This window comes from Rhizobium sp. NLR22b (assembly GCF_019685295.1).
Classification (GTDB): domain Bacteria; phylum Pseudomonadota; class Alphaproteobacteria; order Rhizobiales; family Rhizobiaceae; genus Rhizobium.
In genome coordinates, this window is record NZ_JABDWM010000010.1 from 107,887 (window position 1) to 120,435 (window position 12,549).

Below are 12,549 nucleotides of genomic sequence, written 5' to 3' on the forward strand. Positions count from 1 at the left end.
GCGGGTCTTTTGATGAGAGCCTCGTGAGCGTCTTCAGATGTTGTTCTGAAGAATGGTCCGCAGCTTGCCGAAGAGTTCCTCGATATGCTGCTTCTCGATGATCAGCGGCGGGGAGAGTGCGATGATGTCGCCGGTGGTGCGGATCAGAAGCCCGCTCTCATAGGCCTTCAGGAAGGCGGTGAAGGCGCGTTTCGTCGGCTCGCCGGCGATCGGGTCGAGTTCAATTGCGCCGATCAGGCCGGTGTTCCTGATGTCGATGACGTTGGGGCAATCCCTGAGTGAATGCAGCGCGTCGGCCCAGTAGTTGGAAAGTTCGCCGGCGCGGGTGAGCAGACCTTCTTCCTTATAGGTGTCGAGCGTGGCAAGGGCTGCGGCGGAAGCGATCGGGTTACCGGAATAGGTATAGCCGTGGAAGAACTCGATCATGTGCTCCGGGCCGTTCATGAAGGCATCATGGATCTCGGAGGTGACGAAGACAGCGCCCATCGGAATGACGCCGTTGGTCAGTCCCTTGGCGGTAGTGATCATGTCGGGCTTGACGTCGTAATATTGCGCGGCGAAGGGGGCACCGAGACGGCCGAAGCCGGTGATGACTTCGTCGAAGATCAGAAGGATGCCATGTTTGGTGCAGATTTCGCGCAGCTTCTGCAGGTAGCCTTTCGGCGGAATCAGGACACCGGTGGAGCCCGCCACCGGCTCGATGATGACGGCGGCGATGGTGGAGGCGTCATGCAGCGTGACGATGCGCTCGAGTTCGGTAGCGATGTCACCGCCATGCTCAGGTTCGCCGCGGGTGAAGTTGTTCTTGCCGGGCTGGTGGGTGTGCGGCATGTGGTCGACACCGGTCAGGAGCGTGCCGAACATCTTGCGGTTGGCGACGATGCCGCCGACGGAGATGCCGCCGAAATTGACGCCGTGATAGCCGCGCTCCCGGCCGATCAGGCGGAAACGCGAACCGTTACCCTTCACGCGGTGATAGGCAAGCGCCACCTTGAGCGCGGTCTCGACGGATTCGGAACCGGAATTCGTGTAGAGGACGTGGTTCATGCCCTCCGGAGCGATATCGACCAGCCGGTTCGCCAGTTCGAACGCCTTGGGATGGCCGAGCTGGAAAGCCGGCGCGTAATCGAGTTCGCCCGCCTGCTCGCGGATCGCTTCGGTGATTTTCGGGCGGCAGTGGCCGGCGTTGACGCACCAGAGACCAGCCGTGCCGTCCAACACCTGACGACCGTCATGGGTGGTATAATACATGTCCTTGGCGCCGACGAAAAACCGCGGCTCCTTCTTGAACTGGCGATTTGCCGTAAACGGCATCCAGAAGGCACGAAGATCGTTCGGTGCATTGAGGCGGTTGGACATGCTGTTCTCCTGACCGTTGGCGGCCCGTTCCCAGGGGCTTGTCGCCCGAATTTTTACTGCCCGGTCAAATTATCAGGGCTTCCCAACGCGTCAACGAGAAAAGTCCCGACAAAAAAGCGCGACCGGCAAATTGCGAGATTTGCCGGTCGTTTTGAGTTCAGCTGCTTGAATACGTTGCCGAGATTTGCGGGGAGCATTTCCTACGGCGCGGCACCGGCCGACGTTCATGTCAGCGCTATCATCAGGCTGCGGATCTGCTTCTGCTCGGAACGAGGTAGATGTCTTCGAGCGTCGCCAGGATCTTCATGACCGGCTCGGATGTACTCGAATAGTAGATGGTTTGAGCGTCGCGGCGGGTCTTGACCAGCTTCTGCGCGCGCAGTTTCGAAAGGTGCTGTGAAAGCGCCGACTGGCTAAGGCCGACTTGTGTGGCAAGCACTCCGACGGCGACCTCGCCTTTTACCAGGCTGCACAGGATCAGCAATCTTTTGGGATTGGCCATGGCTGACAATAGTGCTGCCGCCACATTCGTGTGGTCAGCCAAATCGGGGGTTTCCATATTGTTATCTTCCTAATGCGAAACGTACATCATCTATCTGGTAAGGGCTGTCTGCCGGAGCCCGCGGCAAAATTAGCAACTGGGCTCGAAGATTGTATATACCTAAATTTAAGGTATCGAGTATGCTATTTTAGATATGTTTGAACAAATGTGATCGGAATCCACAGCGAGCGTTTCGAATTCGCATCGCACCAAAAAGTCGCTGGAAATGATCTCAAAACCCGCCGGATCGATACCGCAGATGCGCCAAGAAGCCGATTTCGGGGCTTTTAAGCGCATGGCAAGGGTTTGCGCCACATCGGAATGGCGCTCTACTAAATCTCGCACTATTTCGGCCGCTTTGGCGGCAACCTCTTCGTTTGCCGGTGATTGGATGATGAGATCCCCGCCGTCGAGATGGTAGGCGCGGCCGAAGCCGGCGTTGAGGCTCGCCTGCTCCGGTTTGAGACGGAAGAAGAGGAAATCGGGGAAATCGATATAGAGATTTGCCTTGGGATGGCGATCGAGGAAACGCGTGCGAATGCGCTCGTGGAGCCGATGACCATGCTCAATCGGCTCCGCCGTGCATTGGGTCGTCAGCCGGCCATGGGCAAGCGGATCGCCCTTGCCGGGCTCGCCGGTCAGCAGCGAGGCGCGCGGGTCTCTTGCGAGCGCCTTTGTGTGAGCCGAAAGTTTCGAAACCAGGATGACGGGGGCGCCGTCGATATCGGTGGCGAGGAGCACTCGGCTGGCAAAGGGAAAACCAGTATCGGGATCGAGAACGGCAATCGCCGCGTACCGTGCGGAGCGCAACAGCACGCGGGCGAGCCTGCGGGCCTCGTCGTCGGTTTCGCGTAAGGGCGAGGGCTGATCTTTCATACCCGCTTTGTGGCAAAGCGGATCGAAAACATCAAGCGTCCTCCTTGCGGCGATGACGCGTGAGGCCGGCGACGACATCCTGGGCGGTGATCGTGCCGATGACCGTACCGTTTTCCACGATGCCGATGCTGCCCGGCTGGCGGGCGAGTACGTCGAGGACATCGACGAGCGGAGTTGCGGCACGGGCCGTGGCGCTGACGCTCATGCCGGCCGCCGTCTGGCCGAGACCGGGCTGCATGACGTCGGCGGCGGTCAGCATGTTGATCGGGTTGAGGTTCTGCACGAAGTCGGCGACATACTGGTCCGCGGGGTTCTTGACGATGTCGTGCGGCGTTCCGCACTGAATGATCCGGCCGCCCTCCATGATGGCGATGCGATTGCCGATGCGGAAAGCCTCGTCGAGATCGTGGCTGACGAAGAGAATGGTCTTCTTCAGCCGCCGCTGGAACTCCAGGAGTTCGTCCTGCAGGCGGGTGCGGATCAGCGGGTCGAGCGCCGAGAAAGGCTCGTCCATGAGCAGGATCGGGGCGCCGGTGGCAAAGGCGCGGGCAAGGCCGACACGCTGCTGCATGCCGCCGGACAATTCGTTGACCTTGCGGTTCGCCCATTTCGTCAGGTTGACGAGTTCGAGCTGCTCGCCGACGCGGGCCTTGCGTTCGGCCTCCGGCATGCCGGCGAGTTCGAGACCGAAGCCGACATTTTCCGCGACGGTGCGCCAGGGCAGCAGGGCGAACTGCTGGAACACCATGGAGACGGTGTGGGTGCGCAGTTCGCGCAGCGCCTTGGCATTGCATTTGTAAGGATTGACGAGGCCGGTGGTCGTGGAGACCGCGACGTCGCCGCGCACCACGGGAGCGAGCCCGTTGACGGCGCGCAGCAAGGTCGACTTGCCCGAACCGGAAAGGCCCATCAGCACGAGGATCTCGCCTTCCTCGATCGTCAGCGACGCATCGGCGACGCCGAGCACCAGGCCAGTCGCGGCGCCGATCTCGTCACGCGTTTTGCCCTGGTCGGCCATGGCAAGAGCGGCTTCCGGCCGATCGCCGAAGATAATGCTGACATCCTTGAAGCTTACCGCGGTCATGCGCCGTCTCCTTCACCCGCCGTGCGGAACATGCGGTCGAGAATGATCGCCAGGATGACGATACAGAGACCGGCTTCGAAGCCTTTTGCGACATTGACGGTGTTCAGCGCACGCACGACCGGCACGCCGAGACCATCAGCGCCAACGAGTGCGGCGATGACCACCATCGACAGCGACAACATGATAGTCTGTGTGAGACCCGCCATGATCTGCGGCGCCGCGAAGGGGAGCTCGACCTTGCGCAGCACCTGCATCGGCCGCGCGCCGAAGGCGACCGCGGCTTCGACAAGGGAGGGCGGCGTCGAGATAATGCCGAGACGTGTCAATCGAATGGGAGCGGGGATCGCGAAGATGACGGTCGCGATCAGGCCCGGAACCATTCCAAGGCCGAACAGGATCAGTGCCGGGATCAGGTAGACGAATGTCGGAATGGTCTGCATCAGATCAAGTACCGGGCGCATGGCGGCATAGACCCAGGCGCGGCGGGCGGCCGCGATACCGAGTGGAATGCCAATCACCATGCTGACGAAGGTGGAGGCGAGCACGAGGGCGAGCGTCTCCGTCGTCTCCTTCCAGTATCCTTGGTTCATGATGAGCAGCAGCCCAAGACAGGTGAAGAGCGTGATCGCGATCGACCGCCGCAGCCAGAAGGCGAGGGCGGAAATAATCGCGATGACGATCAGCGGATGCGGCTTTTGCAGCACGAAGAGCAGGCCGTCGATGACGTGCGACAGCAGAAAGGCAAGCTGGTTGAAGAACCATTCGCCATTCGAGGTCAGCCAGTCCACGAAGGATTTGGCCAATGGGCCGATGGGAATCTTAGAGTCGGTGATCCAATTCAAGAGCGCGCCTATCCAGAAAAATAACAATCGGACAAAAATGAAGCGGGGCGGCGAACCACCCCGTTCATGTGATCAAAGGCCGAGGCTGGTCTTGGCGGCCGCCAGAGCGTCGCCCTTGCCGTCGCGGGTCTTGACGCCGGCGAGCCAGGGCTCGAGCGCCGACGGGTTGGCCTTCAGCCATTCGGTAGCTGCGGCTTCCGGCTCCTTGCCGTCGTCCAGGATCTTACCCATGATCTGGTTCTCCATGTCGAGGGAGAACGTCAGGTTCTTCAGCATCGCGCCGACATTTGGGCATTCGCCGAGGTAGCCGGCGCGGACATTCGTGTAGACCTTGGCGCCGCCGAAGTCGGGACCGAAGACGTCGTCGCCGCCCGTGAGATAGGTCAGCTTGAAGTTGGTGTTCATCGGATGGGGTTCCCAACCGAGGAAGACGACGGGCTTGCCTGCCTTCTCGGCGCGAGCGACCTGGGCGAGCATTCCCTGTTCGGAGGATTCGACGACTTCCATATCCTTCATGCCGAACGTGTTCTTTTCGATCAGATCCATGACGAGGCGGTTGCCGTCATTGCCGGGTTCGATGCCGTAGATCTTGCCGTCGAGATCGTCCTTGTGGGCGGCGATATCCTTGAAGTCCTTAATACCGAGCTCAGCACCCTTGGCGTTGGTGGCGAGCGTGTACTTGGCGCCAACGAGGTTGGGGCCAAAGGATTCAACCGACTTGTCATCGATATAGGGCCGGACGTCCTTTTCCTGCGTCGGCATCCAGTTGCCGAGGAAGATGTCGATGTCCTTGTTCTTCAGCGAGGTATAGGTGACCGGCACCGAGAGTACCTTGACGTCGGTCTGGTAGCCGATGCTCTTCAGGACGACGGAGGCGGTCGCCGTCGTGGCGGTAATGTCAGTCCAGCCGACATCGGAGAAGTGGACGGTGGAGCAGCTGTCGGGATCGGCGGCGAAAGCGGCGGTCGCAACGGAGAGGGCGGCGACGGCAGTTGCAGTGACGAGTTTGAATGCGCTTGTTGTTTTCATTTTAGACTCCCAGTCTTTAGGTCCCCAAGCCAATCACCAATAGCCCAGTTTGACAAGCGACCTCAGTGTGTTTGCGTCGTATCGACGGGTGCGATTGCGACGTTCGCAGATTTTTCGCAGTCGCGGGTTTTTTGCGCCTTTCGGCGGGTTTCGGGCGTCAATTCCTGTGATTATTGCCGTTGCGGGGCTTTTCTTTGCCGATCCGAGCTTTCAATAAACCGATCAGGGAGAAATCCGATGGCAAAGCTCTATTTCAACTACTCGACGATGAACGCCGGCAAGTCGACGATGCTGCTGCAAGCCTCCTATAATTATCAGGAGCGCGGCATGCGCACGTTGCAGCTGATCGCCGCCTTCGACGAGCGCGCCGGCCGCGGCGTCATCGGTTCGCGGATCGGGCTGGAGGCGAGCGCCATACCCTTCGAGCCGGACGAGGATCTGTTCCGGCTGGTCATGACGCAGAGTGAAGGGGCGCCGATCTCCTGCGTCTTCGTCGACGAGGCGCATTTCATGACGCCTCTCCATGTCTGGCAGCTTGCCCGCATCGTCGACCGACTCGGCATCCCCGTCATGGTCTACGGGCTGAGGACGGATTTTCAGGGCAAGCTGTTTCCGGCCTCCCAGGAGCTTTTGGCGATCGCCGACGAAATGCGCGAGGTGCGCACGATCTGCCACTGCGGGCGTAAGGCGACGATGGTGGTGCGGCTGGACGCGCAGGGGAAGGTGTTGCACGAAGGCGCGCAGATCGATGTCGGCGGCAATGAGAAATATGTCTCGCTCTGCCGCAGGCACTGGGACGACGAAATGAATGGGGTCTGGATCGCCGAGCCGGTGTGAGGCGGTGACAGAGCCGGTTTTCTTCGGCGTTTGGAGCGGCTAGCTTGGGCGGACGATTCTCCGGAGGGATGAGGTGCGCAAAGCTCCGCCATTCGACAGTCAGTACGAAGCCGCAGGCGGCCTTGCCGAAAAGATTGCGGCCGAGGGAGCCTGTTGCGAAGCCTGCATCCGCGGCTTTGACAGCGACGAAACACGATCGGCCGACGAGGTTTTTCTCGAACAGAATGCGCGCTTCCAGGCCCATATCGCCGATGGCGCGGCGCTCGATGCGTTGCTTGCCGAGCTGGTCTTTACATTGGACCGGATGACGGGGGAGGTTTCGGCCGATCTCGACAGTTCCCGCGGATTGACGCTGCGCGAGAAAATGGCCGGCTGGACATCGCGCCAGCGGATGTGGCGCATGTATACCGAACGCGTGCGCGAGGCGCCTGCCATCGAGCGGCTGCTCGATCTCCTCGCGAAATCCGACGCGCTCGCCAGGCTGATTGTAAGCCAGCGCACCTCGATCATCGAACGCCACAAGATAGCCGAACACGGTCTCGTAGGCATTGTCGAGCAACGGCGCCGGCTGGTCGATTCGATCGACATCGCCCGACTGAAGATGAAGGAGCTCAACGCCAAAGCACTGACGACGCAGGGCCGTATCGGCGTCTATGGCAACAGGGCGCACTGGGAACAGATGGAGGCAGAGCGGCGGGCGTTGAAGGCGGAGGCCGAACGAATTTCCGCGGAGGAGCACGAGATGCGGGAGGACAGCCAGCGGCGCGAGCGCTTCATCGGCCTGTTCCAGGCTTTGGTGGATTCGCTGAATGGCCGGATCGGTACCTGCAACGTCTTGCTGCGCAAGCTGATGATCGATGTCGAGGAGCGGCTGATCATCTATCAGGCGCAGGTCGATACCGACCGGCCGGGCATGAAGGCCAGGATCAAGCCGGAGCTTTTCCCCGATATTGCAGCGCCGATCAGGCTGTTCGAGAAGGGGATGCTGGTCGCCCAGGATCTGGAGCGGCGCAAGAGCCGCGTCGACCTGGAAGCCGCAGGAAAGTTTCCTGCTTGGGCCGAGCCGTCGCAGGCAGTGTCGGGAGCGCCGCTCATCGATGCCGCCCGCAGGTCCTTCCGCTTCAGGTTGCCATTTCTGCGCTCCTGATCCGTGACGCCGCGCTGTTCGCGCTGCTTTCATTCGTAAAAATCGGGCGGCTCGTGTTGTGCTCGGGCGGGCGAGCGCATATGTGGATGCAGCGGGGCGGCGATGTCCTCCTGCTTAATTCCTTAACTCGGAACCGATTTAAGGAATTATGCAGCAACTCAAAGTGCTACAGCGTCCTTAGCGCGTGTAAAAGCGCGCGGCGCTGTAGTGTTCGCCTCGCCTGACAGGAGACGACGATGCTTGACCGGATTGCCGGTTTTTTCAGGCTGATCGGCCAGACGATCGGCCGCTGGGCCCGCCTGTTTTCCGCCTGGGCCTTCTGGCCCTTCCTCGCCGCGCATGGCTGGTATCAGCGCCGGAGCTGGATGATCCAGTTGCCGATCGTCGCGTTCGTCGCCCTCTTCGTCATGCTCTACGGCTATTTCTTCTGGCAGACGCAGGTGTGGACGAATTTCAACACCGCTTTCGTCGATCAATATCGGCTTTCCGAACGCAAGGTACCCGCCGGGCAGGAACTGCCGGTCGCCGAAGGGGCGGGTGCTGGGACCGCCAAGACCTGCCAGCGCTCGGCTATCGTCGATGTCGCCGCTGACCTGACCGATTTTAACGTCGACCAGAATGCATGGATTTCCTCCATGCTGCTCTACAAGATGGGCTTCTTCGGCATCGACTGGGACCACACGCCCTTCCTCGACAACAAGGCCTCGTTCCAGCGCGGTATCAACCAAGCCGTTCGTCGGACTTCGGCGGAGCTTGTCGACACGCTCGGGCGCGTGCGTGGCACGTCTGGCATCAACAATGACCTGCAGAGCGCACGCGGCAATCTGCAGTTCGACGAATACAGCTGGTATTTCGGGCTCAATCCCTTCGGCCCGAAGACGCCGACGCCTTCCTTCTACCGTACGGCGATAAGAGACCTGCGCAAGTTCAACACAGATCTCGCCGCCTGCAACGCTGTTTTCGACGGCCGCGCCGACAACCTCATGCAGTTCATCGACCGCATCGCCAACGATCTTGGTAGCACCTCCGACATGCTTGCCGAGCGCTCGGAACACCACAATCGCGGCTGGTTCGACACGCGCGCCGACGATCGATTCTGGTTCGCCTACGGCCAACTCTATGCCTATTACGCCATCCTGACCGCCGCGCAGGCGGATTTCTCGCAGGTCGTGCGGGAGCGCAATCTGGGCGCGATCTGGGGCGGCACCACGCGGCAGTTCCAGGCGGCACTGCGCATCCAGCCCGCGATCATCTCGAATGGTCGCGAAGACGGCTGGATCATGCCGAGCCACCTCGCCACCATGGGCTTCTATATCCTGAGGGTGCGCTCGAACCTCGTCGAGATCCGGTCGGTGCTCGATCGTTAGGGCGTCGGTCGTCAGCGGCATGCGGTATGATCTTCAAAGCCAACGACGCGCAGCTAGGCTGCTCGAAGCGAAGAGACACGATTCCCCCTATTCACAGGATGACGTGCCGATCCTCTTCTGATTTTTCAGCTGATCAGCTTTAATCGAATTGCTTTGGCTACCAACTGGGTCCGGTTGACGCAATCGAGTTTTTTGATCGCATTGGTCATATAGGCGTTCACGGTATGGTCCGAGAGCGTCAGGATCTGGCCTATTTCGATCGAGGTCTTGCCCTGTGCCGTCCAGCGCACCACTTCAAGTTCACGCGCCGACAGCGCATTGTGCGCGCTTTCCTCGTTGCGTCTGACCGCATTGAACGCGTCAAGGGCATGCAGAGTGATGATCGCCAGCTCGTTGACCTCGCTCTGGCTGAGCGCCGCACGCTCGCCGCAGAACCAGAAGACCAGGCGCCGGCCATCGACTGCAATGGTCGGCATGGCAACGCCCGCAGGTATCGCATGGCGCAGCATCAAGGCGCGCAGTTCGGCCGGAAAGGCCTGTCCATTGACGGCATCGCTGAGGTGCCAGGCCTGCGGCACGGCCGACTCCCTCAACCGTACGCCGAAAGGGCAACCACGCATCATGTTGGCGCGATCGAAATCTCTGATATAGGCCGCGGGAAGCGAGCTTTCGATCAGCAGCGGCTTTAGGAGAAGGTCTTCCGGTGAGGGAGCGTGCATCAGCGTCGCATAGGACAGTCCGAAGGCCGCGGAGACTCTGCCGAGCCCTTGCGCAAACAGGCTGCGTGTTCCTGCAACAGCAAGTTCCGCCGAAAGCAACGACTGTCTTTCAGAGGTGGTCATGTAAGACATTTGTACGCCTCCGGCAGCCTCAATGTTAACGCTATCAAATACACAAACACCGCCGGAAGCTAGTCCCAATTGCCTTTTGTCAAGCCGATCAGCCCGAAACGCACAGAAATAGTCACAACTGCGCGCGCATCGGTTGAGTTGCGGCTTGCGCAAGTAGCGTTGTGGTATCTTTGACTTCTGCTGCGGCGGGATAGCTGGGGATTCTTCCTGCTCCACGCAGGAAGAGAATCGCGCCGGAAGAGCCTGGGCGGCGGGAGGCGTCGAAATCCGGCTTGCTGCGGCACGATGCAATTGATAAGCGTATCATCATGTATAACTGAGGCGATTTAATCGTGCGCTTTGCACCTGGTTGGCATTTTAAGCATCTGTTTTCTCTGGCAGTACTTGTTGTTCTTTTGTTGAACTTGTCGCTCGGTGCCGCGCCTTCGCAGGCGGCTGGGCAGAAGAAGCAGGCAGGGCAACCCCCGATGCGTTTCATCATCGTGCGCAGCCTCCTCTGCATGGAAGACTGTCCTGAATGGATATCGGCGGAGGGCCGCATAACCTCCGATACTCCCACCCAGCTTAGGAAAGTTCTGAAGAAAATCGGGGACAGGAAACTGCCTGTCGTCTTCCAGTCGGAAGGCGGTGAGGTGGATGCTGCCTATGCGATGGGCCGGATGATCCGCAAGGCAGGCCTGGAAACAGCTATCGGGGGGACGCGACTGAAGGATTGCCCGGAGGATGATGCGCGCTGCGCTGCGGCTATCGCCAAGGATGGCAGCTCGGTCGGCGTCACCTATTCGGATGGTGCATACTGCTTTTCTGCATGTCCCCTGGCCTTCGCCGGCGGCATCTCGCGCGTCTCGTCGCAATGGGCCTTCATCGGCGTCCACCAGATCACGACCGTCTACAACAGGGTGCGTATCTCCTATCGCATCGAATATAAGATCGTGAACGGCAAGAAGACGGAAATTTCGCGCAAGGAGGTTGGACGCAAGGCGGCGGGACAGAGCAGCTCCACCAAGCTCGGCAAGAAGGCCACTGCTGCCCTGAAGATCTATTTGAAGGAGATGGGCGTCAGCGGTGATCTGATCGCTTTGATGATGAGTACGGCTCCTGATCGCATCACGATCGTACTGCCCGCAGATGCACTTCGCATGGGTCTGAACACCGACATGCTGGCTTACAATGAGTGGCCGGGAATGCCGCTCTGCGGGCCGGGTGCAGCCACTGATGCCGCCTGCCACGGCCATTCGGCGGTCGAAGCAGCTGGGGCGCCCGGGCAGTCTGCAGTCGCAGACACAAGCGAGAAACTGCCAACAACCCAGCCGATGGATTTTCTCCTGATGCATCATGGCAATTGTCAGGAGGAGTGCACGCAGTGGATTTCTGCGGAAGGAGACATAACGCGGGATACCCCGGTTCGGCTAAAGGCGATCTTGAAGACGCTCGGCGAAAGAAAGTTGCCGGTCGTGCTTCAGTCCAATGGCGGGGACATGGATGCGGCTTTCGCAATGGGACGCATCATCCGTGCTGCAGGTCTGGAGACCTCGGTTGGCAGAACACGGTTGCCGAACTGCCCGACCCTAAATCCGCGTTGCAAGGCGAGCATGGCCAAAAGCGGGTCGACCGGGGGGGAGGTCTCTGCCGGCGGTGCATACTGCCTTTCGACCTGTGCTCTCGTCTTGATGAGCGGAACGCCGCGGATTGTCGGATATTCCGATATCGGCCTTGTGAGACCCACGACGGCTGAATCTACGAAATTCTTCGCCTATTTCGAAGAAATGGGTGTCAATGCCGAGTCTTTCGAGGCGATGATGATCGCGACCTCGATTGAGCGAAAAGAAATCCCTCGTGCGCAGGCGCTCGAGCTTGGCATCGTCAATGGCATCATCCCTTATGGTGATGAGCCCGGCGATCGCCTGTGTGGACCCGATGCCAAGGAAAGTCTTCGATGCCCCAGAAAAGCTGAGGCAGAGATCGTTCCTGTTGCTGGGGCCTCGAATTGACGCGGAAGGGAACGCCATGACAGCCGGTTTGCCCACGCACTGACGTGACAACCAGTTCGTCGTCCCTCTATCCCTTGTCCTTCAAATCGTTCTTCGATGTCACGCTCATGAGCTTCTCGAGGAAGCCGAGCATGACGGCCGAGGCGACGAAGGCGAGGTGCATCAGAGTCAGCCACATGATCTTGCCGTCGTCGTATTTGTCGGCATTGAGAAAGACCTGCAGCAAGTGGATGGAGGAGATGGCGACGATCGAGGAGGCGACCTTGATCTTGAGGCTACCTGAATCGAGCTTGCCAAGGAAGGAAACCTCGTTGTCCGCATCGCTGGCCTCGTCGAAACGGCTGACGAAATTCTCGTAGCCTGAAATCATCACCATGACGATCAGACTGGCGACGAGGGCGGCATCGATTAGGCCGAGCATGGCAAGGATCATTTCCGCCTCGTCGAGCACGAAAACATCGGCGGCGATTTTCAGGAACTTGTAGCCGAAGGAAACGGCATAGACGGCGAGCGCCGCCACCAGGCCGATATAGAAGGCGACCAGGATCCAGCGGCTCGACAGGATGATGCGCTCGATGATGAGTTCCAGTGCTTTCATGTCTTTACCTTAAGAAGCCGCGATCGT

The 12,549-nt window shown here is 59.9% G+C and carries 13 protein-coding genes; 4 read left to right on the plus strand and 9 right to left on the minus strand.

Annotation, left to right across the window (positions count from 1 at the left end; all coding sequences use genetic code 11):
* Positions 1–33 precede the first annotated feature (33 nt).
* The 6 genes from HJC00_RS17585 to HJC00_RS17610 form a co-directional block, all read right to left on the minus strand.
* Positions 34–1,359: an aspartate aminotransferase family protein gene (locus HJC00_RS17585; protein ID WP_221164415.1), complete on the minus strand. Its 1,326-nt coding sequence runs from the start codon at positions 1,357–1,359 to the stop codon at positions 34–36.
* Positions 1,360–1,600: 241 nt separating this feature from the next.
* Positions 1,601–1,918: a helix-turn-helix transcriptional regulator gene (locus HJC00_RS17590; protein ID WP_064684394.1), complete on the minus strand. Its 318-nt coding sequence runs from the start codon at positions 1,916–1,918 to the stop codon at positions 1,601–1,603.
* Between the two features lie 108 nt (positions 1,919–2,026).
* Complete coding sequence (locus tag HJC00_RS17595) at positions 2,027–2,776, minus strand: HugZ family protein (RefSeq protein WP_221146948.1); 750 nt, start codon at positions 2,774–2,776, stop codon at positions 2,027–2,029.
* A 31-nt stretch (positions 2,777–2,807) separates the two neighbouring features.
* The gene (gene choV / locus HJC00_RS17600) at positions 2,808–3,860 is read right to left on the minus strand and encodes a choline ABC transporter ATP-binding protein (RefSeq protein ID WP_210630416.1); all 1,053 of its coding nucleotides are present in this window, start codon (positions 3,858–3,860) and stop codon (positions 2,808–2,810) included.
* A complete protein-coding gene (gene choW / locus HJC00_RS17605; RefSeq protein WP_210630418.1) occupies positions 3,857–4,702 on the minus strand; it encodes a choline ABC transporter permease subunit in 846 nt (281 codons plus the stop codon). The genes choV and choW overlap by 4 nt, the downstream gene beginning before the upstream one ends.
* Positions 4,703–4,774: 72 nt before the next feature.
* Positions 4,775–5,731, minus strand: coding sequence for a choline ABC transporter substrate-binding protein (locus HJC00_RS17610; protein ID WP_210630419.1), 957 nt, complete (start codon positions 5,729–5,731; stop codon positions 4,775–4,777).
* 237 nt (positions 5,732–5,968) lie between these two features.
* Between HJC00_RS17610 and HJC00_RS17615 the strand changes: the two genes are divergently transcribed.
* From HJC00_RS17615 to HJC00_RS17625, 3 genes are all read left to right on the plus strand, one after another.
* Positions 5,969–6,568 (plus strand): thymidine kinase, encoded by a 600-nt coding sequence (locus HJC00_RS17615; RefSeq protein ID WP_221164416.1) that lies wholly within the window; start codon positions 5,969–5,971, stop codon positions 6,566–6,568.
* Positions 6,569–6,641: 73 nt separating this feature from the next.
* Positions 6,642–7,715, plus strand: coding sequence for a hypothetical protein (locus tag HJC00_RS17620; protein WP_221146951.1), 1,074 nt, complete (start codon positions 6,642–6,644; stop codon positions 7,713–7,715).
* Positions 7,716–7,951: 236 nt separating this feature from the next.
* Entirely contained in the window at positions 7,952–9,082 is a 1,131-nt protein-coding gene (locus HJC00_RS17625; protein WP_210630421.1) for a DUF2333 family protein, read from the plus strand.
* A 125-nt stretch (positions 9,083–9,207) separates the two neighbouring features.
* Here HJC00_RS17625 and HJC00_RS17630 read toward each other — a convergent pair whose 3' ends face one another.
* Positions 9,208–9,933, minus strand: coding sequence for a LuxR family transcriptional regulator (locus tag HJC00_RS17630; RefSeq protein WP_210631582.1), 726 nt, complete (start codon positions 9,931–9,933; stop codon positions 9,208–9,210).
* 112 nt (positions 9,934–10,045) lie between these two features.
* On the minus strand, positions 10,046–10,414 hold the full coding sequence (locus HJC00_RS32640) for a hypothetical protein (protein ID WP_259672282.1): 369 nt from the start codon (positions 10,412–10,414) through the stop codon (positions 10,046–10,048).
* On the opposite strand from HJC00_RS32640, the gene HJC00_RS17635 reads away from it, so the two are divergent.
* Positions 10,401–11,924: a hypothetical protein gene (locus tag HJC00_RS17635; protein ID WP_259672283.1), complete on the plus strand. Its 1,524-nt coding sequence runs from the start codon at positions 10,401–10,403 to the stop codon at positions 11,922–11,924. The two genes, HJC00_RS32640 and HJC00_RS17635, sit on opposite strands and share 14 nt — an antisense overlap.
* Positions 11,925–11,991: 67 nt before the next feature.
* Here HJC00_RS17635 and HJC00_RS17640 read toward each other — a convergent pair whose 3' ends face one another.
* Positions 11,992–12,522, minus strand: a complete 531-nt coding sequence (locus HJC00_RS17640) for a TIGR00645 family protein (protein WP_210630423.1) — start codon at positions 12,520–12,522, stop codon at positions 11,992–11,994.
* Positions 12,523–12,549: the final 27 nt, after the last annotated feature.